The following is a 24,004-nucleotide window of genomic DNA, read 5'->3' on the forward strand; positions in this document are numbered from 1 at the left end:
CCATCCTGAAAGAAAGAGCGGGGCATCGTGGCGGTAGGGTGGACAAGCGAAGCGCAGTCCACCCAGGCCTGCGCAACTGTTTAGCCAGCGCCAGGCTTCGATAGTCGCGAGGTTATTACTCCCGAGCAGCTCCTTGAGATCAAGCCATTTGAGCCGAGCCGATCCCCGGGGACCAGCCACTTGAGCCGATCCTCGACATAGCTCTGGTACATCAATGCAACACCTCGTCGAGACTGCGCGCATCAATGGCTCGATCAAACCAAATGAGCAGGGTGTTTGAATCGGCTTCGGTGATTCGGGTCAGGATGGGCTCGCTGGGCGGGCCGAATTTGCGCTCGATCAGACGCAGCAGCGACCGCGCTTGCCCGCGCTGTTCGCCGCGCTTCTCACCGCGCTTCTCGCCGCGCTTCTCACCACGCTTCTCACCGCGCTTCTCTCCGCGCTGTTCACCTTGGGCAATGTATCGATCAATAAAGGTTTCCATCAGCGGCTCTCCAGGAAAAGTCTGTTCAATCAGGGTGCGCGCTTGGCGCTCATCAAGGCGACCGGTTCCTTGGACATAGTAACGCAGCAAGGATTCGAGGATGTCTAGCGCGGTGGCGTCGCGCCTGACTTTGGCGATCAGCCCGAGCAGTTCCCGCAAGCGCTCTTCGGGCTGGTCATTGTAAATATGGCGCAGCGCGAGTTGAACCAGCCGGGACAACACCCCGCCCTTGATATCGGTGGCGCTTCTGGCTGAGATGTCGTGCAGCGCGTAGCCAAATTGCGGCACATAGGGTTTGATGGACTCGGGTAACGGGTCGATTAGGTCGTGGAAATGCGCCGGGGCACGCCATTGTTTTTGGCCGTGATACAGCACCAAGGGATAAATGGGCGGCAGGCGCTTGGCCTTGGGGTTCTGGTCGCGATACAGCTCGCCGCTGGCGACCATGTAGCGCAGCAGTTGCAGCAGTACCCAATGCTCTGGCTGACTTTTGTGCTCAAACAGCAGATACACCGACAAGGTGGTACTACCGCGATAGGGAATCTGGTAGATCAGGTCCGAGTAGATCTTGCGCAGTGCCTCGGTCACAAAGGTGTCAGGGGAGATGACCAACCGCTCCAGGTCGAGATCGGCGAGCAAGGCCGGCGGCAGCGTCTGCCCAAGGAAGTCACGCGCGATGACCGGTCGCACGAAGTTCTCGCGGAAAAAGCAATCATGCGGCGTGGGGGTGGTGGTCATATCCCTTGATCAAAACGGAGTCGATCTCTGCATTGCCTAAGGATGCCTGGAAACAATTTGGGCTTGATCATAACCCGGGCCATCCTGAAAGAAAGAGCGGGGCATCGTGGCGGTAGCATGGGTGGACAAGCGAAGCGCAGTCCACCCAGGCCTGCGCAACTGTTTAGCCAGCGCCAGGCTTCAATAGTCGCGAGATTATTACTCCCGAGCACCTCCTTGAGATCAAGCCATTTGAGCCGAGCCGATCCCCGGGGACCAGCCACTTGAGCCGATCCTCGACATAGCTCTGGTACATCAATGCAACACCTCGTCGAGACTGCGCGCATCAATGGCTCGATCAAACCAGATGAGCAGGGTGTTTGAATCGGCTTCGGTGATTCGGGTCAGGATGGGCTCGCTGGGCGGGCCGAATTTGCGCTCGATCAGACGCAGCAGCGACCGCGCTTGCCCGCGCTGTTCGCCGCGCTTCTCACCACGCTTCTCACCACGCTTCTCACCGCGCTTCTCACCGCGCTGTTCACCTTGGGCAATGTATCGATCAATAAAGGTTTCCATCAACGGCTCTCCGGGGAAAGTCTGTTCAATCAGGGTGCGCGCCTGGCGCTCATCAAGGCGGCCGGTGCCTTGGACATAGTAACGCAGCAAGGATTCGAGGATGTCCAGCGCGGTGGCGTCGCGCCTGACTTTGGCGATCAGCCCGAGCAGTTCCCGCAAGCGTTCTTCGGGCTGGTCATTGTAAATATGGCGCAGCGCGAGTTGAACCAGCCGGGACAACACCCCGCCCTTGATATCGGTGGCGCTTCTGGCTGAGATGTCGTGCAGCGCATAGCCAAATTGCGGCACATAGGGTTTGATGGACTCGGGTAACGGGTCGATTAGGTCGTGGAAATGCGCCGGGGCACGCCATTGTTTTTGGCCGTGATACAGCACCAAGGGATAAATGGGCGGCAGGCGTTTGGCCTTGGGGTTCTGGTCGCGATACAGCTCGCCGCTGGCGACCATGTAGCGCAGCAGTTGCAGCAGTACCCAATGCTCTGGCTGACTTTTGTGCTCAAACAGCAGATACACCGACAAGGTGGTACTACCGCGATAGGGAATCTGGTAGATCAGGTCCGAGTAGATCTTGCGCAGTGCCTCGGTCACAAAGGTGTCAGGTGAGATGACCAACCGCTCCAGGTCGAGATCGACGAGCAAGGCCGGCGGCAGCGTCTGCCCAAGGAAGTCACGCGCGATGACCGGTCGCACGAAGTTCTCGCGGAAAAAGCAATCATGCGGCGTGGGGGTGGTGGTCATATCCCTTGATCAAAACGGAGTCGATCTCTGCATTGCCTAATTCTACTTTGTTAAATTCGAGTTCTCGGATGCTATTGATTTAGAAACCCGTATTAGAATCGTGTCCAGTCGGTTGAGGGTTGGAAAAGCCATGACGGCATTGATGGCCGGCAAAAGACTAAGTCACATAGTGTAACCCTAAATAAATCAAGAAGATAAAGTTAACAAAGTAGAACTAAGGATGCCTGGAAACAATTTTACCCTACCCCTATAAACTCGCGACAGAACGGCGGCGCTGCTGGCCGGGCAAGGGAGCCTTAAACATCGCATCATATCGCTGGTGGTTTTACACACCTAGCCCTGTCAGCCCTAGAATTCTGAACAGCGCCATAGAATCGACGACACGCAACTTTAGTTTGGCAGTATGCGTCAGGATCAAGTGACAGATCCTGCCATTTGAGCCGCTATCCGGTGCCGGATGAAGTCATTTTATGATGGCAGTCACAAGCCAATCTCCGCTCTGACACCACCAACTCGAATTCGGCATGCCTTTTGCTTACTAGATGGGAAATTTCAAACACTCCGAAGTTGGCTTCCGGTCTAGGCGAGGATGCAAGACTCCCTATAGGATCCGGAAGAGCCGCGCCCAGGGTCAAAGAAAAAAGCTTCTATTTCTCGGTATTTTCAACTTTCAGGGAAACACTCAGATGACTGCTTTCAAAGACATCGCCATCAAAAAAGCTGACAAAAACGGCTCAACACCTTGGTATTCGCCGATATCAACAGCTAGCGCTGCTACACTTGCGCTTTTATTAAACGCGACGGTGACACTCGCTAGCCCCATCTATGATCCTGATACGTCTGATACCGTCAATTATGTTGAAGACGAATCACTTGGCACTGTCGATATCGACATTGTCGACGGGATTTTTTCGAATGGATCTGACACGCTTAAGATTATTTTTAATGACGGGGATACCGACAAGGAAGCTTGGGTAAAAGCTGGTGCCTTCGGTGGTGCGGTCACTCCGGGCGACACCGATCCTTTCGATCCGAAAGACCTTTATCGAAGTGATGATGACGTTATCTTTTATTGCGTTGATCTCTTCGCAAATTTGAAGACGCATAAAAGCACCTATACTGTCCTCCCGATAGAAGATGGCGCTCCGCTCGATACTAATGTGAACGGCAAAGCGGTCAGCCGTGATTTCGGCAACCTGCTCAGCTTTCTTGGAGCCCTCAACTGGGTTCTGAGTCGAGACCAATACGGATTTAAATTTGAGGATCAAAACTGGCTCAATCCGTCAAGTGGAAACATGAGTGCCGCAATCCAAGTGGGAATCTGGGAGAGTCTATACGATTCTAGCTCTGGTATGGACATCGCGGGTGGCAATTTCAAAGTCACGCATTTAGCTAATGTAGATGGTTTGAATGATAACCAAACTCTGCTTGACAGTGTGTTTAATCGAATGGATGACAGCAACAATGTCGCGCTGGCCAACGATAAAGTTCTGTTATTTCATAGCTCAGACGGACAAGACCTGATTGCGGATCCGGTCGATGTACCGGCGCCCGCAACCCTTCCGTTGCTACTAGGCGGTCTACTATTACTTGGGAATTTTGGTCGGAGACTCAACGGGCCACAGAGATAGCATGCTCAGGAGCGCTTAGGATCAAACGACTCCCGGAACTGCATTAACCGCTGACTGATTTTCCGGTCATTTGGTTCCAGCCGGCGCGCGGCTTCGGCCGCGTGACGCCCCTCTGTAAGCGCTTGTCGGGCCAAGGCTAGCCCGGCTCGGGCAACCAAATCCCAAGCCGGGGCATGCTGAGGAAAGTGCTCGGTTGCCTCACGCGCCACCGCGAACGCCTCCGCGAAATCCGTGCTGGCTGGATTCGCACGGTACAGCAGCCGCGTCACCAAAAAACGGTAGCGCATGAACCGCGCTGGCTCCCAGTATAGTGGACCCCAATTTTAGGACACTAAATTAAGTTAGTTTTGCCTCATCTGAAGAGACTTGTAAAGACTTGGAGAGAGCAGATGAGTGAGAGACAACGCAAGACCTTCAGTGCCGCTTTCAAGGCCAAAGTAGGCTTGGAAGCGGTACGCGGAGTGAAGACGACTAACGAGATTGCGCAGGATCACGGGGTTCATCCGGTCCAAGTAGGCCAGTGGAAGAAAGCCATCGTGGCGGACGCCGGCAAGCTGTTCGAAGGCCGGCGCGGGCGCAAGAAAGTGGACGACAGTGGCGACGAAGAGCGACTCTACAGCGAGATCGGGCGGTTGAAAATGGAGCTGGACTGGCTGAAAAAAAAGTCCGGGGTGAGCCTGTGAGCGTGCGTCGCGGGTGGATCGACATGGGCGGCCTTGATGATGGCGGGTTAGCGGTCAGTCGCCAATGTGCGCTGCTTGGCGTACATCGCTCTGGAGTGTATGCACACCGCCATGATCGTATTGCCGAGCCGAGCGAACTGGATCAAAAGTTGTTGCGGCTGATTGATGCGGAATACACCAAGAGACCATTTTATGGGAGTCGACGCATGGTTGTGATGCTGCGCGCACAAGGCTATGCGGTCAGTCGCAAACGCGTTCAGCGTCTCATGGGCGTTTTAGGTTTAGCCGGCATGTTGCCTGGGCCTCATACAAGCAAGCCGCATCCTGAGCACAAAATCTACCCCTACTTGTTGCGTGGGCTGGCCATTGTACGGCCCAACCACGTCTGGAGCAGTGACATCACCTATGTGCGACTCGCGCATGGATTTGCCTACCTGGTGGCCATCATCGACTGGTACTCACGACGAGTCCTTTCTTGGAGATTGTCGAACACAATGGACACGGGCTTTTGCATCGATTGCTTGGAGGATGCGCTGCGCCACTATGGGCGCCCGGAGATCTTCAACACCGACCAGGGCGCGCAGTTTACCAGCCTCGCCTTCACCCAGGTGTTGCGTGACGCCGAGGTGGCCATCAGCATGGATGGGCGCGGCAGAGCCCTGGACAACGTCTTCGTCGAGCGTCTGTGGCGCAGCGTCAAATGGGAGGACATTTACCCCAAGGGCTATGAGACGCTCACAGAGCTGTTCATGGGCCTCTCGGCGTATTTCCCCTTCTACAACGGTGAACGCCCTCACCAGGGGCTTGGCTACCGAACGCCGGACGATGTGCATGTGAGCGGCAAAGGAGGTGGTGTCGTGGTTGCTGATCACTTTGGCGATCGCCCGCCAGCGGAGTCGTCGGCTCCGCTACGCTCCGCCGACGACTCCGCTGGCGAAGAACTGGGGCAGCGCCAATCCGCTGCGACTGAACTGGGCGCGCTAACTTAAATTCGGGGGAAAACTGTCCTTGACATGGGGTCCACCTCACAGGCCAAGGCGCTTCTCGCTGACCGAATACTCTGGCTTAATGGATCGGACAGGAAGGCGTCCAGTGTTGCCTGATCCGTCCGCATCCCTGTCTCAACGCGCGCGACTAAGACATCCTTTTCGATCAGCCCATCCAAAAAAGCAAAAGCGTAATTGGAATTGATAGCACGCAGCCGCTCCAGCATGCCACTGAAAGTGACATCATGGCCGCCCCAGCTTCTCGGATCGGTGATCAGACGCAAGTCATCAATCAAAACCCTGTGACTGCGGATTGGGCTTGCGGCAATTGCTCCAAGCTCATGATACAGCGGGCAGTTCACGGCGCTCTTCTCGGTGCCGGTGTTATGGGGATGACTGTGCGCGTCGAGCCAAAAAGTGGCTGGACGAGACAAATGCGCGATCACCCGAGGCAAGACATCCAGCGTATCTCCCTGCCACAGCACCAAGCGGCCGTCGGCGATTTCCCTGGCGAAGCGCTGGCGGCAATGGTTGATCCAATGATCGGCAATCTCAATGCTGTGAACCGTCTCGAATCCCGCGCCTAGCGCTTGGGCGATGCCGTCGCCTCGGTAACTTCCCGTTTCCACGAAACTTGGCGATAGCACCTGACGGTAATCGAAACTCGCGCTCATCAAGCACCCGCCTGACAAGCACGCTGCCAAAGGCGCCGATACAGGGCTTCAAGCCGCGCGACAAAGCCGACGTGATCGAGCAATGGCGACGCGGCCATGCGGTCTCTCAGACCCCGGCGCAGATCGGCCAGTTTTTCAGGACTCGCGGCAAGCCCGACAGCGATGCGCAGGTAGGATTCGCGATCCGGTGCCACCAACGCCTGCAGCTGCATCTGGCTGAACAAGCTCGCACCCACCCGTCCCGCATGACTGCGCCCCGCAAGCGTGATCATGGGCACTCCCATCCACAACGCCTGGCAAGTGGTTGTTGTGCCATTGTACGGAAAGGGGTCCAGGGCGATGTCAATCTCGCCATACATGGCCAAATGGGCGCGGCGACTTGGTTCGAGATCCCTGAGTTCGAGCCGGCTCACGTCCGACAAACCCGCTTTCGCGAAAGCCTCGCATAGCTGATTACGGCTCTCATCGGTGGTCAGGCCGCCACTTTTCAACAACAAGCGCGCTGTGGGTAGCTTGTTCAGCAAGGCGGACCAGGTTTCCAGGGTCTCGGGCGAAAGCTTTGCGACCTTGTTGAACGAACCGAAGGTCACATATCCGTTCGACAGCATAGGACTCTGCGCAACCGGCGGGGCGTCGGCGGGCGGATCAAACACCAAAAAACCCGGTTCCAAGCGGATCAGCGTCTCGCTTGCCAACTCATCGGCAGGTCCGGGAGGATCAGTCACGGCATCAACCAAGCGATAGTCGATGCTGTCCAAGCCGGTGGTATTCGGATAACCCAGGTAGGTCAGCTGCACGGGAGCAGCGCGGCAGGCAAAAACATCCAGGCGATTTCCCGTGGTATGACCGGCCAGGTCAACCAAGAGATCAACGCCATCGGCGCGGATTTGCTCGACAACCCGTTGCGTCGACCAACCGGCCACCTCGCGCCACAGGTCAGCGGCCGCGGCAATTCTTCGCCGCACCCCGTCGTTGGCGGACGTGCTCGCGTAGCAGACGACCTGTACATTCTCCCGATGATGTCCTTCAACCAAGGGAAGAAAAAAATAGGCAACAGGGTGCGACCTGAAATCCGGCGACACATAGCCAACGACCAAGGGCGTCTTATGACCATGCACGGCGCGCGGGGCGCTAACGGGAACGCAAGCCGGCGCCGCGTACAGACTCGCCCAATGGCGATGCTCTTGGGCGACCTCCGCCGGGGTCAGAGTGCAAGAAGAATTCACTGCCAACAAAAGCCGACTATGGGTTAGCCGGTCGGGCTGCCGCCTCAGCGCCTCGCGGTAAGCCGAAATCGCGGCATCAATCTCGCCCTTGAGCCTGAGAACATTTCCGAACACCCGCCAAAGGCGCGGGCCGTCCGCACCATGGTCGAAGCTTTGCCGCAGGGCCCAAAGCGCGTCATCGAGGCGATCCTCGGCCACCAGAGCGAAGCCCAAATTTTCCCACCGAGTGGCGGGATCGGCGATTGCCGGTTCGGAATGACTGCTGGCAGGTGACCCGACTGGATCTCCATGCCCCCATTCGACGTCAGCTAGGGCGCGGAGAAGCGCCCGGTGAAAAGCCGTTTCCCGTTTCGCTTGGGAGTAAAATTTACCGACCAGTAAGCGTGCACCGGATGTTGTTGAAACTGTCCGCCGAAGAAAAAACAGCGCGTCGCGTAACAATGTACTTTCTTGCGCCCCGGAAGAGTTCCAAGCCGCCAACACAGATTCCAATGCGAAAGCTATATCAGCAACCCCGTCATTTTCGCCTCCATCTTTGCTTATCCTGCTAGACACGAATCAGGTATCGTCATGGCGCAACTATCTACGCATCGCGGGCCAAACATCGGAAAGCGACCGTGCTGCCATCTTGATTGCGTAGCTTCGACATAAAGAGACCGCGCTAGATACGAACGCTCGCTTGTCGCGCGAAACCCATGGCCACAAAACCGAGTGCAAGCAGTGCGATTGGCGCGGGGGACGGTACTGGAGTTGTGGTGATGCTAACCGCGAATTGAACGGTGGTGGCTTCTTCTTCCGCCGTTCTCCAGCCCCGGCAGCCATCTTGTGGTCCACTGGCGCGCAAACCGCATTCCCCATCCGCCAGGTGACCGATTGGCGAGGCACCGCCATTGCCATCGGTCACCAGAATGCTAACGTAATAGCGATTATTGTCATACACAAATGAGTTATTAAGCAGGCTCAGAGCATCGCTTTCAGCAATCTGGAATAAATCCGGACATGCGCCACCGGGACTTCCATCGTAGCAAACGCCTTTGATGCCAGCGTTGGCTGACTCGACAAAGTCGAAACTGAAGCTCAAATCAAAGTCAAAGCTCTGATTGCTCCCATCAGGGGTCAGTGACAGGTCGATCAGGATGGAGCCGCGCATCAAGTCGCGATATTGTCGCCATATCGGATTGTTCCAATGAGTGATGTTGCTTCCCTGGCCATAGGCTCCGTCGAGCGCTAAATCGCCACTCGATTCTCCACCGCCGATGCGGTTCTCGTCTCTTTGATCTGTCCCGCTACCGATTGTTAGCGCGCTGCGATTATCGAGCCAGTCATTTGACACCGTCAGAAACTCACCTTCCTGTCTCTGGTCGCAGTTAGGGCTGCTACAGGAAAGATAGACCGTATTCTGAATCGAAAAAGACGAGACGTCGTCGTATTCTGCTCCCCAAGAGATCTCATACCCCTTGCCATCTCCGTCCGGATCGAATATCTCGAGTCCGGGGTCGGACGCGCTGCCGGTGAAAACCGCGCTTGTGAAGGCCGCGTTCATCACATAATTCCAGTTGGAAACCGGACCAGCTAGCGCCGCAGAGCCCGCCGTGGTGAGCGAGAGAAAAATCAAAGCCAGGCAGAGATTCCGTCCTCCGAGGGCGTTTTTGTTTCTAATATTGGAATGACTCATCATTGATAAGGCCTCGTCTATCTCTCCTTCGTGTAATCGCTCGGGGTGGCGCGGATATGAGGCGGCAGCGATCTGCCGTACTTGCCGTTTCATGCAAAAAAAAGGCCAATACGCATAATCGAAAGCCAAGCGCTGTCCCTGCAAGGGATCATTTCCGCACCATGGCTGCCAGACGCCCGTTATGGCGTTTTTTGTCAGCCTGTCTGTCAGGCCGGGCTGTCAGCGAACCAACATCTGGCCGACGCCCCGCAACCTAATTCCAGCCATGTTGCTGGAATTAGACGGCGCCCAAACCAGAATCCGATATCTGGCAACCCTGCTGCCACCTTAGACTTCATCCGGACCATCATCCGAGTAATCGGACAGGTCAAGTGCCTCCATGTCAGAAAATTCTGGGTCCTGATTGAAAGGGTCCGTCGTTTCCGAGTCAGGATCATAGGAGTTGGTAATATCCGCTAACTGTGCTGCATCATCATAGCCGTCGTCCTGCAAGGATTCTTGCTTATCAGGATCGGATTGCTTCACGACTGAACGAGCTGCTTGGCCCTGGCCTTGTCCTTGCCCCTGGCCTGGTCCATCTCCCTCTCCCTCCTCTTCGGTCTCTGACTCTGTCTCTTTGTCGGTCTCGGCTTCGGCTTCGGCTTCGGTCTCGGTCTCGGTCTCTGTCTCTGACTCTGTCTCTGTCTCTGTCTCTGTCTCTGTCTCTGTCTCTGTCTCTGTCTCTGTCTCTGTCTCTGTCTCTGTCTCTGACTCTGTCTCTGACTCTGACTCTGACTCTGACCCTGACCCTGACCCTGACTCTGACTCTGTCTCTGACTCTGACTCTGACTCTGACTCTGACTCTGACTCTGACTCTGACCCTGACCCTGACTCTGACTCTGACTCTGACTCTGACTCTGTCTCTGACTTTGTCTCTGTCTCTGTCTCTGTCTCTTTGTCGGTCTCGGCTTCGGTCTCGGTTTCGGTCTCGGTTTCGGTATCTCCAGCGTTCTCTGTATCAGTCTCCGTGCCGGAGTCTATTAAAGTCCATTCGCCGTTAATGATCTGCCCGCCCGGATTGGTCGGCCATACTACCTGCGCTCCGTATTCCATTACAGAACCATCGTGCGAAGAATTGGCGCTCCCACCCTTGACGTAAATCGCTGTCCAGCCCCCGGATGAGGCTGCGAAAGCGGTAGCCAGTGCTTCAACGTAGGCTTGGTCGTCGATTGTATGTTCTTCACCGCTCGCAAACTCTAGTTTGACGACCATCCTGTTATTCAGCGCAATAGCGATATAAGAGATCGCCGGGTAGCTTGAGTCATCATCGGAATCCGAGTCGGTGTCGGTGTCGACGTCCGTGTCGGAATCAATATCACCGTCTGCATCGTCGTCGCCATCGGTATCCGTGTCGGTATCCGTGTCGGTATCCGTATCGGTATCGGTATCGGTATCCGTATCCGTGTCGGTATCGGTATCGGTATCAGTGTCCGTATCGGTATCGGTGTCGGTATCGGTATCGGTATCGGTGTCCGTGTCGGTATCGGTATCCGTATCGGTATCCGTGTCGGTATCGGTATCCGTGTCGGTGTCGGTATCCGTGTCGGTGTCGGTATCGGTATCGGTGTCCATGTCGGTATCGGTATCGGTATCCGTGTCGGTATCGGTATCCGTGTCGGTGTCGGTATCCGTATCCGTATCCGTGTCGGTGTCCGTATCGGTATCCGTGTCGGTATCGGTATCCGTATCGGTATCCGTATCGGTATCCGTGTCGGTATCCGTATCGGTATCCGTATCGGTATCCGTGTCGGTATCCGTGTCGGTATCCGTGTCGGTATCGGTATCGGTATCGGTATCGGTATCCGTGTCGGTATCCGTATCGGTATCCGTATCGGTATCCGTATCGGTGTCCGTATCGGTGTCCGTATCGGTATCGGTATCCGTATCGGTATCCGTGTCGGTATCCGTATCCGTGTCGGTATCGGTGTCCGTATCGGTATCCGTATCAGTGTCCGTATCGGTATCGGTGTCCGTATCCGTGTCGGTATCGGTGTCGGTGTCCGTATCCGTGTCGGTATCGGTGTCGGTATCGGTGTCGGTATCCGTATCGGTGTCCGTATCGGTATCCGTGTCGGTGTCGGTGTCGGTATCCGTGTCGGTATCGGTGTCGGTGTCCGTGTCCGTGTCGGTGTCGGTATCCGTGTCGGTGTCGGTATCCGTGTCGGTGTCGGTGTCCGTATCGGTGTCGGTATCGGTGTCCGTATCCGTATCCGTGTCGGTATCGGTGTCCGTATCGGTATCGGTATCGGTATCCGTATCGGTGTCAGTGTCCGTATCGGTATCCGTATCCGTATCGGTATCCGTATCCGTATCCGTATCGGTGTCGGTGTCGGTGTCGGTGTCGGTGTCGGTGTCGGTGTCGGTGTCGGTATCTGTATCCGTGTCGGTATCGGTATCGGTATCGGTATCCGTATCCGTGTCGGTATCGGTATCAGTATCGGTATCGGTATCGGTATCGGTATCGGTATCGGTGTCCGTATCGGTATCCGTGTCGGTATCGGTATCCGTGTCGGTATCGGTATCGGTATCCGTATCGGTATCCGTATCGGTATCCGTATCCGTATCGGTATCCGTATCCGTATCGGTATCCGTATCGGTATCCGTATCGGTATCCGTATCGGTATCGGTATCGGTATCCGTGTCGGTGTCCGTATCCGTATCGGTATCCGTGTCGGTGTCGGTGTCCGTGTCGGTATCGGTGTCCGTATCGGTATCAGTGTCCGTATCGGTATCGGTATCGGTATCGGTATCGGTGTCGGTATCGGTGTCGGTGTCGGTATCAGTGTCCGTATCGGTGTCGGTATCCGTATCCGTATCCGTGTCGGTATCGGTATCCGTGTCGGTATCCGTGTCGGTATCCGTGTCGGTATCGGTATCCGTGTCGGTATCGGTATCCGTATCCGTATCCGTGTCAGTATCCGTATCCGTGTCGGTGTCCGTATCGGTATCAGTGTCCGTATCGGTATCGGTATCGGTGTCGGTGTCGGTGTCGGTGTCGGTGTCGGTGTCGGTATCCGTGTCGGTATCCGTGTCGGTATCCGTGTCGGTATCCGTATCGGTGTCGGTATCGGTGTCGGTATCGGTGTCGGTATCGGTGTCGGTATCGGTGTCGGTATCGGTGTCGGTATCGGTGTCGGTGTCGGTATCGGTATCCGTGTCGGTGTCGGTATCGGTATCCGTGTCGGTGTCGGTGTCCGTATCGGTATCGGTGTCCGTATCCGTATCCGTGTCGGTATCCGTGTCGGTATCGGTATCCGTGTCGGTATCCGTATCGGTATCGGTATCGGTATCGGTGTCGGTATCGGTGTCGGTATCGGTGTCCGTATCGGTATCGGTATCGGTGTCGGTATCGGTGTCGGTATCGGTATCGGTGTCGGTATCGGTGTCGGTATCGGTGTCCGTATCGGTATCCGTATCGGTATCCGTATCGGTATCCGTATCGGTATCCGTATCGGTATCCGTATCCGTATCCGTATCCGTGTCGGTATCCGTGTCGGTATCCGTGTCGGTATCCGTGTCGGTATCCGTGTCGGTATCGGTATCCGTGTCAGTATCCGTATCCGTGTCGGTGTCGGTATCGGTATCCGTGTCGGTATCGGTATCGGTATCGGTATCCGTATCGGTATCCGTGTCGGTATCGGTATCGGTATCGGTATCCGTATCGGTATCCGTATCGGTATCCGTATCCGTATCGGTATCGGTATCGGTATCGGTATCGGTATCCGTATCCGTATCCGTATCCGTGTCGGTATCGGTATCCGTATCGGTATCCGTATCGGTATCCGTATCGGTATCCGTATCGGTATCGGTATCCGTATCGGTATCGGTATCCGTATCGGTATCGGTATCGGTATCGGTATCGGTATCCGTGTCGGTATCCGTATCCGTATCCGTATCCGTATCCGTATCCGTATCCGTATCCGTATCCGTATCCGTGTCGGTATCCGTATCCGTGTCGGTATCCGTATCCGTATCCGTATCCGTATCCGTATCGGTGTCGGTATCCGTATCCGTATCCGTGTCGGTATCGGTATCGGTATCGGTATCCGTATCCGTATCCGTATCCGTATCGGTGTCCGTATCTGTATCCGTGTCGGTATCGGTATCCGTATCCGTATCCGTGTCGGTATCCGTATCGGTGTCGGTATCGGTATCCGTATCGGTATCGGCGTCGGTATCCGTATCCGTATCCGTGTCGGTATCGGTATCGGTATCGGTATCCGTGTCGGTATCGGTATCCGTGTCGGTATCGGTATCGGTATCCGTGTCGGTATCGGTATCGGTATCGGTATCGGTATCGGTATCGGTATCGGTATCGGTATCGGTATCGGTGTCCGTATCTGTATCCGTGTCGGTATCGGTATCGGTGTCCGTATCTGTATCCGTGTCGGTATCGGTATCCGTATCCGTATCCGTGTCGGTATCCGTATCGGTGTCGGTATCGGTATCGGTATCAGTATCGGTATCGGTATCGGTATCGGTGTCGGTGTCGGTATCGGTGTCGGTGTCGGTGTCGGTGTCGGTGTCCGTATCCGTATCCGTGTCGGTATCCGTGTCGGTATCCGTGTCTGTGTCTGTGTCGGTATCGGTATCGGTATCGGTATCGGTATCCGTATCGGTATCCGTGTCGGTGTCCGTATCCGTATCGGTATCCGTGTCGGTGTCGGTATCGGTGTCCGTGTCGGTATCGGTATCGGTGTCGGTGTCGGTGTCCGTATCGGTATCAGTGTCCGTATCGGTATCGGTATCGGTATCGGTATCGGTATCGGTATCGGTGTCGGTATCGGTATCCGTGTCGGTATCGGTGTCCGTGTCGGTATCAGTGTCGGTATCCGTATCGGTGTCGGTGTCGGTATCGGTGTCCGTATCCGTATCCGTATCCGTATCCGTATCCGTATCGGTATCGGTATCGGTATCGGTATCGGTATCGGTGTCGGTGTCGGTGTCGGTATCGGTGTCGGTATCCGTATCGGTATCCGTATCGGTATCCGTATCGGTGTCGGTATCCGTGTCGGTATCCGTGTCGGTATCCGTGTCGTTATCCGTATCGGTGTCGGTATCCGTATCGGTGTCGGTATCCGTATCGGTGTCGGTATCCGTATCGGTGTCGGTATCCGTATCGGTGTCGGTATCGGTATCGGTGTCCGTATCCGTATCGGTGTCGGTATCCGTATCGGTGTCGGTATCGGTATCGGTATCGGTGTCGGTATCGGTGTCCGTATCGGTATCCGTGTCAGTATCGGTATCGGTATCCGTGTCGGTGTCGGTGTCGGTATCCGTATCCGTATCCGTATCCGTATCCGTGTCGGTATCGGTGTCGGTATCAGTGTCCGTATCGGTATCGGTATCGGTATCGGTATCGGTATCGGTATCGGTGTCGGTGTCGGTGTCGGTGTCGGTATCGGTGTCGGTATCGGTATCGGTGTCGGTATCGGTGTCGGTGTCGGTATCGGTATCCGTGTCGGTGTCGGTGTCCGTATCGGTGTCCGTGTCGGTATCCGTATCCGTGTCGGTATCGGTGTCCGTATCCGTATCCGTGTCGGTATCGGTGTCGGTATCGGAATCGCCAACATCCGTCGGCTCGGCGGGATCCTCTGCGGTGCCGCCTAGCGGTTCGACGACGGGGAAGTCGCGTGGTTCGGGTTCGGGTTCCGGGGTGGGCTCGGTTGATGCGAAGCTGACGCCGCCAGCTGGGAGGGGCTCGTCGACTGGGGGAACGGGGTCTTGGGTGCCGGTGGAGGTGGTGGGCGCATCTGCCGGTGGCTCGGCGCTTGGAGCTGGGGAGCTTGGAACCTCGGTGGCTGTTCCTAGGCCGCCAAGTTCTTCGTCGCTGGGGTCTTCGCCTTCTCGGGTGCCGACGAGGACGTTTTCGTTCCCCTCGCCCATGGCGCGGTCGGGGAGGGCCGCCAGTTCCTCGGGGTTGTCAGGGTCGTAGTCACCAACATCCCGCAGCGCGGTCATCTCGTCGAAGACGACTTGCTGTTCGTTCGCCGGTGCGTTGTCCGGAGTGTTTTCCGGTGCCGGATCGGAGGAGGATGTGGTGTTCTCGGCCATGGCTGTGCTTAACCTTCAGGGAAACCTTTCAGAGACGGAGACTCGAGTGAAAGAGTCTTTCTTAGGGTTAAGGGTAAGTCCGCCGGGCGCTCGCGACTAGCTGGCCATAGGTTATAGGGTCTCTCGGCGAAGTCGAAGGCTTTGCCTCGTGGTTCCTGAAGGCGCGGGCGAGTCTGTCCTGAAGTTGGCCGATGCGGCTCTCGCGTTGCTCGCTCTGGCGGTTGCGGATGCTCTCACGGCTGAGACTGAGCGTCAGAAGGGTTTCGAGCTGCCGAGACTGGCCAGCCACTCGGCGGCGGGTGCGACTGATACCGATCCACGCTGCTCGCGCTGGCGCGGGTGTCGCACCAGCAGGGTTGCTTGAGCCTGGGGAAAGCACGCGGCGGTGGCTGTTAGATAGCCGGGCACGGCGGGATTCGACCATTTGCATTCGATCAGGTGGGTTGGCTGGCCGGAGTCGCAGAGGACAAAGTCGATTTCTCGACCCTCCTTGTCACGAATGTAGCCAAGACGCGTCTCGCGCCCCTCGGCGTCACGCTGCCACTGCACCTCGGCCTGCAACATGTTGGCACAGGCATTCTCGAACCGGGCGCCGTCATCGCCCTTGACCAGGCCCGTGTCGTAAAAATACACCTTGGGTTCCTTGAGCAGGGCGCGCGCGATATTGCGGTGAAAGGGTCGAATGATGAACACAATATGCAAGGTTTCTAGGATGTCCAGATAGCGGCCCAGGGTGGTGGGAGAGATTTGAAGATCGCGCGCCATGGAGGCCAAGGAGACAGGTGAACCGACACGTTCGCGCAGCATTTCCACAAACAGCCGCATGGCTCGTACCTCGCCGATGCGAGAGAATTCAAGGATGTCATCACGGATCAGGCCTTCCAGATACAGCTGGCGCCAGCGCCGCGCATCGGCATCGGTTTCGGCCAGTAGGGGTTCGGGAAATCCGCCGCGCACCAGCAGCCTGTCGAGCGCGTTCTCAGGCGTGATGTCAGTCGCTGTCACAAACTCGCGCACCGTCACGGGCAGCAGATGCCAGGAAAAATAACGTCCGGCCAGCGACTCGCCGGCTTGGCGGAAGGCGTCCAGTCGCGCGCTACCTGTGACCAGAATGGATTGGCCAGCGACGCGACCATCGTACACACCTTTGAGCCAGGCGCGCCAGTCTTTCATCTTGTGCAGTTCATCAAACACCAGCAAGGGCGCGGTGGGCACCCAGCTTTGCGCCAGCATGACGCGACGGTCAGCCAGCACATCCCAGTTAAAGACTTGTGCATTGGGAATCTGGCGGGCAATCATCTGTGCCAGGGTGGTCTTGCCAGCCTGGCGCGGACCGGTGAGAAAGACCATTTTCCGCGCCAGATCGCGCTGCACCATGGGCTGAAGCAGTCGTTTCATCTGACTATCTTTCCATGCTCTGGAAGATAGTCAAGACTATTTTGCTTGTGACTGGAAAATAGTCGGGACGGCTGACGGGTTGCTTCTCCTGGCCTATCGCTCCCTGAAGGCGCGCGACATGCCGTCCACCACGGGTTGAGCGAGGTAGCCGAGCAGGGTTTTCTTGCCGGTGATGATTTCCGCGTCCACGGCCATGCCGACCCGCAGCGGATTGACATCGGCGTCGTCGCCTACGTAGGGCGTATCCAAGGCGACCCAGCCGAGGAAGTAGGCGCCGCCGTCGTCGGCGACGACACTGGAGGCGGAGATGCGTCTCAGGGCGCCCTTGGCGAAACCGTAGCGGGAATAGTCGTAGGCGCTGACCCGCAGGTTGACCGGCTGCCCGGGCTCGACGTAGCCGATGTCGCGTGGCTGGATGCGCACTTCGGCTTCGAGCGGAGTGTTGTCGGGGACGATTTGCATAAGGACTTCGCCGGGCTGAACCACCTGGCCGATGGTCTGCACCTTAAGATCGAGCACATAGCCGCTGATGGGCGCGATCACGTCCAGGCGCCGGACCCGCGCGTCCAGCCGCTGGAGAGTTTCCTGCACCTCGGCAATTTCGGCGCGAACATTGCCCAGCTCACTGGCGGCGTCGCGTTTGAGCTGATTGGCGGTGTCGAGCAGGCGGGTTTCGCTTTCCGCCAGCTCCTGCATGACCAGGTCGATTTCCTCGCTCAGGCGCGCAACCTCGCCGATGGCGGTGACCTGGGCGCGGCGGGTTTCGAGCACGGTGGAGCGATCCACCAGTTTGCGTTGGCCGAGTTGCTCGCGCATGGCGATGAGTTCGCCGGTGAGTTCCTGGTGCTCCTTGGCGGTGGCGAGTGCGTCCTTGAGCTGATCGATGCGGCGCTCACGCTGTTCGATCTGGCGGCTGAGGATCTCGAGGGTGGAGTCGCGCGTGGCGGTTTGATTGAGGAAAATGGCCCGTTGATCGGCAACCAGGCTGGGATAACTGTCCTCGTAGGCGGAAAAATCCGGCTCGCGTCCGTTCATGAAGGCTTGCAGGCGGTCGCCCTTGAGCCGCAGCGCCGCCAGCCGCGCGCGCATTTGCAGTTGATCGGCCTCGGCCTGGGAGCCGTCGATTTGCAAAAGCACATCGCCCGCGGCCACCAGTTCGCGCTCCTCGACATGGATGCTTTCAACGACACCGCCATCGAGATGCTGGACAACCTTGATTTTGCCAGCCGGGATGACGCGTCCCGGAGCGATGGCCACTTCGCTCAGTTCCGTGGTGCCAGCCCAGACCAAAAAGGCGATGACCACCGCCGAGATGAGATAGAGCACCGGGCGGAAAAAGGCCGGGACCAGCTCTTCCTCCAGCCGAACGGTCTCCGAGAGCAGCCGACGCTGGCGGCTGCTGAGGCGGTTTTTCGCCCGGGCCGGCTCGGCGTTGAGCTGTTTCAGGCCGTGTTTGGGTTCGGCGATTGATCCGTTCTTCAGCCCCTTTGTCATCAGCGCGCTCCTCGCTTGTCGCCTTTTTGCAGGGTTTCATAGGGTCCGATGGCCTCGACGCGCGCGTTGCGCATGGACACCACCACATCGGCCAGGCGCAAATGACCGGGCCTGGGCGTGACCACCACCAGGGTCACGCGCCCGCGCAGCCATTGCAGACAGCGAAGTAGCGCCTGCTCGCCCTCGGTGTCCATGCCATTGCCCGGCTCGTCCATCAGCACGATGGGCGCGGGTTTGAGCATGGCGCGCGCGAGCGACAGCCGTTGGCGGAAACCGCCGGGCAGCTCGTTCAGGCGGCTGCCGGAAATGCGCGTATCCAGGCCCTCGGGGAAGGCCTCCAAATCGGCCAGAATACCGCCCATGTCCGCGGCCCAGGTGACCTCCTCACGGGTGGCCGTGGGATGCGACAGCATCAGATTCTGCGCCACTGTGCCGTAGAAGATGTCGCAAAACTGCGGCATGTAGCTGATGCGCCCGCGCAGGTCGGCGACGGTCAACTGGCGAATATCCACGCCATCGAGAAAAATACTTCCGGCCTGCGGTGAGTACATGCCGAGAAACAGTTTCAGCAGGGTTGATTTGCCCGACCCGCTGGCGCCGCTGATGGCGACAAATTGCTTGGGCTTGATCTGGAAATTCACCCCGAGCAGGGACGGGTCGGCGTCATTGGAATAGCGAAAGGACACCCGCGAGACATCCAAGGCACCGGGGCTTTCCGGACGCAGGGTCTGGTGCACGCCGCGATCGGCCTCGGTGGGCAGGCGCATCAGGCTGTCGAGCTGTTTGACATTTTCCCGGATGCGGGTCGCGGCGGTGGCGGAGACGAAGATATTTTGCAGCGGACCGGTAATGCGCCAGGTCAAAATCTGGGTGGCAATCAGGGTGCCGTTAGTAATCTCGCCACGGATGGCGAGCAACGCCGAGACAATCAGGGCGGCCAGACCGGTTAAATTCGCGATCACCTGCCCGGTGATCCGCACGTATTGGTTGAAGCGGCTTTCCTGACTGCCGGCAAAGGCGGCGCCGGCGCTCAGCTTGCGCAAGCGTCGGAGCCAAATGTCTTGCGCGCCGGTTTGGCGAATCACCCGCATGGCCGTGAGCATTTCATCGAGAAACTCCGCGCGCGCCGCCACCCGTTTAGAGGTGTTGCCCAGCAGGGAGCGACTCTGGCCAACGACCACCCAGGCCGCCAGCGCGAAGCTCAGCACCGAGACCAGCAAGACGATACTCATCCAAGGGTTGATGAGCACCAGCGCGAGCACCAAAATCCCGGTGGCGGGCAGGTCGAACATCAGCCGCGCCAAGGGGCCGACAAAATAGTCCCGCAGCCGACTCAGACCGCGAATGCGCCGCACCTGGCGCGTCACCGGCACCTTGTCGAGCGCGGCGGAGGGCAGCCGCATGAGCTGCTGGGCGAGGTTCACACCCAGGATATAGTCGGCCCGGCCACCGATGTAGGCCAGCAGCCGCCCGCGCGTCAGGCTGAGCATCCAGCCAAGCGCGATGGCGATGAGCACGCCGATGAGTAGGCTGATGGCGACAGAAAAATCCCGCGTCGGAATCACGGCGTCCCAGGTGGCGCGCACAAAGAGCGGCGGCGACAGGCTGAGCACCGTGGTGAGCAGGGTCACCACCAGAATAATCCGCCGATGACGCTTGAAGCGATCGGCAATCTTGGTAATCCATGGCCGCGCGCCGCTCTCGCCCGCCTCCCCTGCTTCCGCCAGGAAGGCGTAATACTCGCCGTCGCCTTGCAACACGTCCTCGCCAGTTTTGGTCCCAGTTTTGGTACTGGTCTCGGTGCCGCTCTCGCCGTGGAAAATCCGCGGGCGTCCGTCGGCCTCGCGCCCCAGCAGCACGCAAGCGGGCCCTTTTTCAGGCAGAAACAAACAGGGCAGCAGCCGATCATCCGGCGCCTGCCGCGATGGCCCCAGCGCCGCCGGTCGGTAGCCCAACTCCACCAGGACGGAGAAAAAGCCGGACAAATCGATGTGATTGTCGAAATGTGGCAGCGCCTCGGCCAATTCGCGCTGGCGCCCATGCCAACCGAGGGCGCCGAGCAGAGGCAGCAGGGAGCGCGACAGATCGTTTTGTTCGCTAAAGCGCTGGTTCACGATGACGGCGGGATCCTCGGCCGGCGCCGGGCGCGGTGCCTGCTCCGCCGGGCCTTCGGGCAGCGGGTTCTCCGGTGCCGGCCCCGCGACCAGGGTGCCGTCGGCGAGGTGGTAAAGCTGATCGGCCAGCGCCTGGTAGGACGGGCGATGGGTGACCAGAACGATGGTGCGCTGGCCGCGTTGCCGCTCCAGATAGCGGCGCACGGTTTGGTCGCTGTCCATGTCGAGCGAGAGATTGGCCTCGTCGAACAAAATCACGTCCGGCTCGCGCGCCAGCGCGCGCACGATGCCGATGAGCTGGCGGGTGCCACCGGCGAGCATCTCAATGGCGTTCTCACCCAAGCGGGTCTCGTAGCCGAATTTCATCCCGGCGACAAAATGATCCAGCCCCAGGTCGCGCGCGACGGCCAGCGCACGGTCATTGAGGCTGTCATCGAACATGGTCAGATTTTCGAGGATGGTCCCCGCGATCAGGGTGCCGGACTGTGGCAGCAGTCCGATTCGGCCCGGCAGCGAGCTGACCGCGAAATCCGAGAGCGGATGGCCGTCCACCAGCACCTCGCCGCCATCGGGCTGCTCGGCCCCGCTGAGCACATTGAGCAGGGCCGTTTTGCCAGTGCCGCTCTCGCTTTGAATGGCAATGCAGGCGCCCTTGGGCAAACTGAGCGAAAGGCCGCTGAACAGCGGCTCCTCGCGATAGCGCAGGCTGAGATCGCGCAGCTCGATTCCCTGGCCGATGGGCGGCAGCGGTGGTTTGCCGGCGTCCTCGATCACGGGCAGATCGAGCAAGGATTGCAAGCGCGCATCGGCGCGCTCGAAGTCATCGATCTGGTTGCGCACGCTCAGCACGCGGCGCAGCGGGCGCATCAGCCGCACCGACAGAATCAGGCTGGCGGCCAGTCCACCCGGGGTCATCTCCCCTTGGATGACGAACCAGGAGCCAAGGAAAATCACCCCCACCACCATGAGTTGGGAAAAATAATGCCCAATGCGATCAAGCCGATTGTTGAGATCGGCGGCTTGCTCGCCGGCTTCGGAACTGGCGCGCTGCAAGCGCTCGTAGCGGCGCAGCATCAGGCTCTCCATCATCATGGCCTTGACCGAGTGGATGCCGGCGAACACCTCGAACAAAAAGCCAAAGCGACGCTCCTGCTGCCCGATTTGCCCAGCATGCACCTGACCGCCATGGCGCGCATAGCCGGCCATGATGAGCAGAAAGATGAGGATCAGCAGCAGCGGATAAATCACCAGATAGCCGCCGATGAAGCCAATGAGCAGCAAAAACAAAATCACAAAGGGCATGTCGAGCAGCCCCAGGACAGCCTCGCCCGAATGGAAGCGAGCGATGCGATTGGCGTTGCGCAACTTCTCCGAATAGGCGCTGGGTTCCTCGCGCTGATAGCGCCGCAGCGGCACCTGAAACAGATGCTCGGCAATGGCCACCGTCAGGCGATGCTCCTGGCGCGCCGTTAGCCAGCCGGTGATGATGCTATTGGTCAGGCGCAGCGTCTGCTCGAGCAGGATGGCGACCATCAACCCCAGTGCCAGGAAAGCGAGAGTCGACAGGGCCTGATTGACCACGACACGATCAAGAATCTGCAAAATCGCCAGAGGGAGGGCAAGCGCGAGCAGATTGGAGAGAAAGGCGCTGACCATGAGGCCAGGCAAGACAGTACGCAGTTCAGCGTTGCCGAACAGACGCCCAATCGCCGCGAGTCGATGCTTCCTGGTTGCCATATCCGTTTTCAATAAGTCCTTTTCGTGTTGTTTTGCTCTGCCGACAGCTTGCATGTCTGGACCTCGGCGTTCATACCAGGATTGCCTCCACCGCCCGCTGCATCAGCGCGCTCGTGAACCGCGGATGCCCATTCGGCCCCGCCCTCATCAGCAAACCAGCCGCGACCGCCGCGGTGATGCCTGCCTCGATCTCCGCGATGGGCATGGCGGTCAATGCATGGATGCGCTCCGCGGTGGGTTCAAGCATCCCTTCATTCAGGGCGCGCAAGAGTCGCCAATCGAGCCGATGCTGGTCAAACTCACTGGCCATGGCAAGCAGCACCGGCAGGGGCAGGCCCCGCGGCGCATCGGCGATCCATTCCTGGGCCGCCAGCTCCAGGGCAAAGAGCGGTCGACCCTGGATCCAGGCAAGCAAGGCCGAGGGATCCAGATTCCGGTCATCGGCCCCTGCCCCCCCCTTGCCCGCCAGGAGCCGCTCCAGTTCGGGCGCATCCAGCCCCGCGAGCATCAGGGTGTCGCCTCCGGCGATGGCCTGCTCCCGAGCGGTGAGCACCAGCAGTCCTGTGGCGGCTGGCACCGGCTGCAGTTGCAGCGCCAAGGCCGAGCGCGCGCTCGGCGCCAGCAGATCGAAATCGTCGATGATCAAGAGCCCGCCCTCGGCCGCGGCGACTGTGGCGACCAGGGCGGCCAGGGCTTCGTCCGTCACCCTGGTGCCGCTATCGGCATCGGCGAGCATGGGCGCCGCGGGCGTCTCTGGCAGCACCCGCAGATAGCGCGCCTCCCGGCCCAGGGCGCGCGCCCGCGCGAGAAGCGCGCGGCACAGATGCGTTTTGCCGCTTCCCTGAGGCCCGAGCAGCTGCAGGCGTTGCCCGCGCCGGGCGTCCAGGATAGCGCCGAGCCCTTGCCAGTGCGACCGGGCGGACTGATCGCTGGTGTTGCGTTCAAAGTCGAGCTTGAACAACCGTTCGAGATCGCGCAGCGCCAGCCCATGGTCACCGGAGAGGTTGCGCGAGGATAAGGCCTCACCGGCGTGAAAGGCCGCGAGCAGATGCAGGGCCTGCTTACCAATACCCAGGGTGCCGGCGGACAAGGTCGCCAGCAGCCGACGGGTGACGGAAATCACCGGGGTCGCCACCGTGTCTCCAGACCAGCTGCCTTGGGGATTAATGCTGATCACCGCGATACCGGCATCGAGCGCGGCGCTCAGGGGCTGATCCTTGCTCGCGCCGCGCTCGGCAACCCAATCGCGCAGTTGCCGCAGCAGCAGCAGTGCCTTGATCGAATCCCAGACCGAGGCTTTGCGCACACCAAACAGCAGGACCGCCCCGGCCGCTCCTCGGGACAAATGCACCGCGCCCATCGCGGGCCCCAAGGTCGCAAGCCGGGCCTGGAAGGCTTGACAACTGGCCGCGTCGAAAGAGGACGCAACTGTCAGAGCCAGCACAATGCAGGGGCGGCGGATCAGCAGCACCTCGTCTGTTGCATCCCCCCCGACAATCCTTGGCGGGGTGACGGCGCCGGGGCCGGATGACGGCTGGTCGAACAACCCCTTGCCTTGAGCGACGGCCATGCTGCGGTTTTGCACATTCATGCGCTTAAAAAGCGCGGCAATGTGCTGTTTGACGGTGCCTAGACTGATATCCAGGTCGCGGGCAATTTCCTTGTTCGCCTTGCCCTTGCAGATCAGACTCAGGATTTGCCGCTGCCGCGGCGTTAGCTCAAGCTGGCGTGGCGCCCCCTTCGCCCCTTTTGGAGCCGGTGATCCGTTCATCCGTTCA

General features: G+C 58.8%; 12 protein-coding genes and 1 pseudogene. 2 read left to right on the forward strand and 11 right to left on the reverse strand.

Annotated elements, in window-relative coordinates:
* Nucleotides 1–211 precede the first annotated feature (211 nt).
* Both Thiowin_RS20680 and Thiowin_RS20685 read right to left on the reverse strand, forming a co-directional pair.
* The gene (locus Thiowin_RS20680; RefSeq protein ID WP_328984858.1) at nucleotides 212–1,222 is read right to left on the reverse strand and encodes an Rpn family recombination-promoting nuclease/putative transposase; all 1,011 of its coding nucleotides are present in this window, start codon (nucleotides 1,220–1,222) and stop codon (nucleotides 212–214) included.
* A gap of 294 nt (nucleotides 1,223–1,516) precedes the next feature.
* Entirely contained in the window at nucleotides 1,517–2,515 is a 999-nt protein-coding gene (locus Thiowin_RS20685; protein WP_328984859.1) for an Rpn family recombination-promoting nuclease/putative transposase, read from the reverse strand.
* 686 nt (nucleotides 2,516–3,201) lie between these two features.
* On the opposite strand from Thiowin_RS20685, the gene Thiowin_RS20690 reads away from it, so the two are divergent.
* On the forward strand, nucleotides 3,202–4,146 hold the full coding sequence (locus Thiowin_RS20690; protein WP_328984860.1) for a hypothetical protein: 945 nt from the start codon (nucleotides 3,202–3,204) through the stop codon (nucleotides 4,144–4,146).
* A gap of 5 nt (nucleotides 4,147–4,151) precedes the next feature.
* Here the strand turns inward: Thiowin_RS20690 and Thiowin_RS20695 are convergent, their stop codons facing one another.
* Nucleotides 4,152–4,433 (reverse strand): hypothetical protein, encoded by a 282-nt coding sequence (locus tag Thiowin_RS20695; RefSeq protein ID WP_328984861.1) that lies wholly within the window; start codon nucleotides 4,431–4,433, stop codon nucleotides 4,152–4,154.
* Nucleotides 4,434–4,535: 102 nt separating this feature from the next.
* On the opposite strand from Thiowin_RS20695, the pseudogene Thiowin_RS20700 reads away from it, so the two are divergent.
* Nucleotides 4,536–5,707 (forward strand): annotated as a pseudogene (locus tag Thiowin_RS20700) (IS3 family transposase); the annotation flags it as partial.
* A gap of 107 nt (nucleotides 5,708–5,814) precedes the next feature.
* On the opposite strand, the gene Thiowin_RS20705 reads toward Thiowin_RS20700, so the two are convergent.
* From Thiowin_RS20705 to Thiowin_RS20740, 8 genes are all read right to left on the reverse strand, one after another.
* Complete coding sequence (locus Thiowin_RS20705; RefSeq protein WP_328984862.1) at nucleotides 5,815–6,489, reverse strand: hypothetical protein; 675 nt, start codon at nucleotides 6,487–6,489, stop codon at nucleotides 5,815–5,817.
* Nucleotides 6,489–7,913, reverse strand: coding sequence for an O-linked N-acetylglucosamine transferase, SPINDLY family protein (locus Thiowin_RS20710; protein WP_328984863.1), 1,425 nt, complete (start codon nucleotides 7,911–7,913; stop codon nucleotides 6,489–6,491). The genes Thiowin_RS20705 and Thiowin_RS20710 overlap by 1 nt, the downstream gene beginning before the upstream one ends.
* 463 nt (nucleotides 7,914–8,376) lie before the next feature.
* Complete coding sequence (locus tag Thiowin_RS20715; RefSeq protein WP_328984864.1) at nucleotides 8,377–9,519, reverse strand: THxN family PEP-CTERM protein; 1,143 nt, start codon at nucleotides 9,517–9,519, stop codon at nucleotides 8,377–8,379.
* 198 nt (nucleotides 9,520–9,717) lie between these two features.
* Nucleotides 9,718–15,483 carry a hypothetical protein gene (locus Thiowin_RS20720; RefSeq protein WP_328984865.1) on the reverse strand — a complete coding sequence of 1,922 codons (5,766 nt, stop codon included), beginning with the start codon at nucleotides 15,481–15,483 and terminating at the stop codon, nucleotides 9,718–9,720.
* Between the two features lie 252 nt (nucleotides 15,484–15,735).
* Nucleotides 15,736–16,881, reverse strand: coding sequence for an ATP-binding protein (locus tag Thiowin_RS20725; RefSeq protein WP_328984866.1), 1,146 nt, complete (start codon nucleotides 16,879–16,881; stop codon nucleotides 15,736–15,738).
* A gap of 93 nt (nucleotides 16,882–16,974) precedes the next feature.
* Entirely contained in the window at nucleotides 16,975–18,375 is a 1,401-nt protein-coding gene (locus Thiowin_RS20730; protein WP_328984867.1) for an HlyD family type I secretion periplasmic adaptor subunit, read from the reverse strand.
* Entirely contained in the window at nucleotides 18,375–22,226 is a 3,852-nt protein-coding gene (locus tag Thiowin_RS20735; RefSeq protein WP_328984868.1) for a peptidase domain-containing ABC transporter, read from the reverse strand. The genes Thiowin_RS20730 and Thiowin_RS20735 overlap by 1 nt, the downstream gene beginning before the upstream one ends.
* Nucleotides 22,227–22,296: 70 nt before the next feature.
* On the reverse strand, nucleotides 22,297–23,997 hold the full coding sequence (locus Thiowin_RS20740; RefSeq protein ID WP_328984869.1) for a helix-turn-helix domain-containing protein: 1,701 nt from the start codon (nucleotides 23,995–23,997) through the stop codon (nucleotides 22,297–22,299).
* Nucleotides 23,998–24,004 lie beyond the last annotated feature (7 nt).

It is taken from the genome of Thiorhodovibrio winogradskyi, assembly GCF_036208045.1.
Classification (GTDB): domain Bacteria; phylum Pseudomonadota; class Gammaproteobacteria; order Chromatiales; family Chromatiaceae; genus Thiorhodovibrio; species Thiorhodovibrio winogradskyi.

Coding starts and splice junctions, on each gene's coding strand:
- Thiowin_RS20680 (WP_328984858.1), bottom strand. CDS start 1,222: ATGACCACCACCCCCACGCCGCATGATTGCTTTTTCCGCGAGAACTTC.
- Thiowin_RS20685 (WP_328984859.1), bottom strand. CDS start 2,515: ATGACCACCACCCCCACGCCGCATGATTGCTTTTTCCGCGAGAACTTC.
- Thiowin_RS20690 (WP_328984860.1), top strand. CDS start 3,202: ATGACTGCTTTCAAAGACATCGCCATCAAAAAAGCTGACAAAAACGGC.
- Thiowin_RS20695 (WP_328984861.1), bottom strand. CDS start 4,433: ATGCGCTACCGTTTTTTGGTGACGCGGCTGCTGTACCGTGCGAATCCA.
- Thiowin_RS20705 (WP_328984862.1), bottom strand. CDS start 6,489: ATGAGCGCGAGTTTCGATTACCGTCAGGTGCTATCGCCAAGTTTCGTG.
- Thiowin_RS20720 (WP_328984865.1), bottom strand. CDS start 15,483: ATGGCCGAGAACACCACATCCTCCTCCGATCCGGCACCGGAAAACACT.
- Thiowin_RS20725 (WP_328984866.1), bottom strand. CDS start 16,881: ATGAAACGACTGCTTCAGCCCATGGTGCAGCGCGATCTGGCGCGGAAA.
- Thiowin_RS20730 (WP_328984867.1), bottom strand. CDS start 18,375: ATGACAAAGGGGCTGAAGAACGGATCAATCGCCGAACCCAAACACGGC.
- Thiowin_RS20735 (WP_328984868.1), bottom strand. CDS start 22,226: ATGGCAACCAGGAAGCATCGACTCGCGGCGATTGGGCGTCTGTTCGGC.
- Thiowin_RS20740 (WP_328984869.1), bottom strand. CDS start 23,997: ATGAACGGATCACCGGCTCCAAAAGGGGCGAAGGGGGCGCCACGCCAG.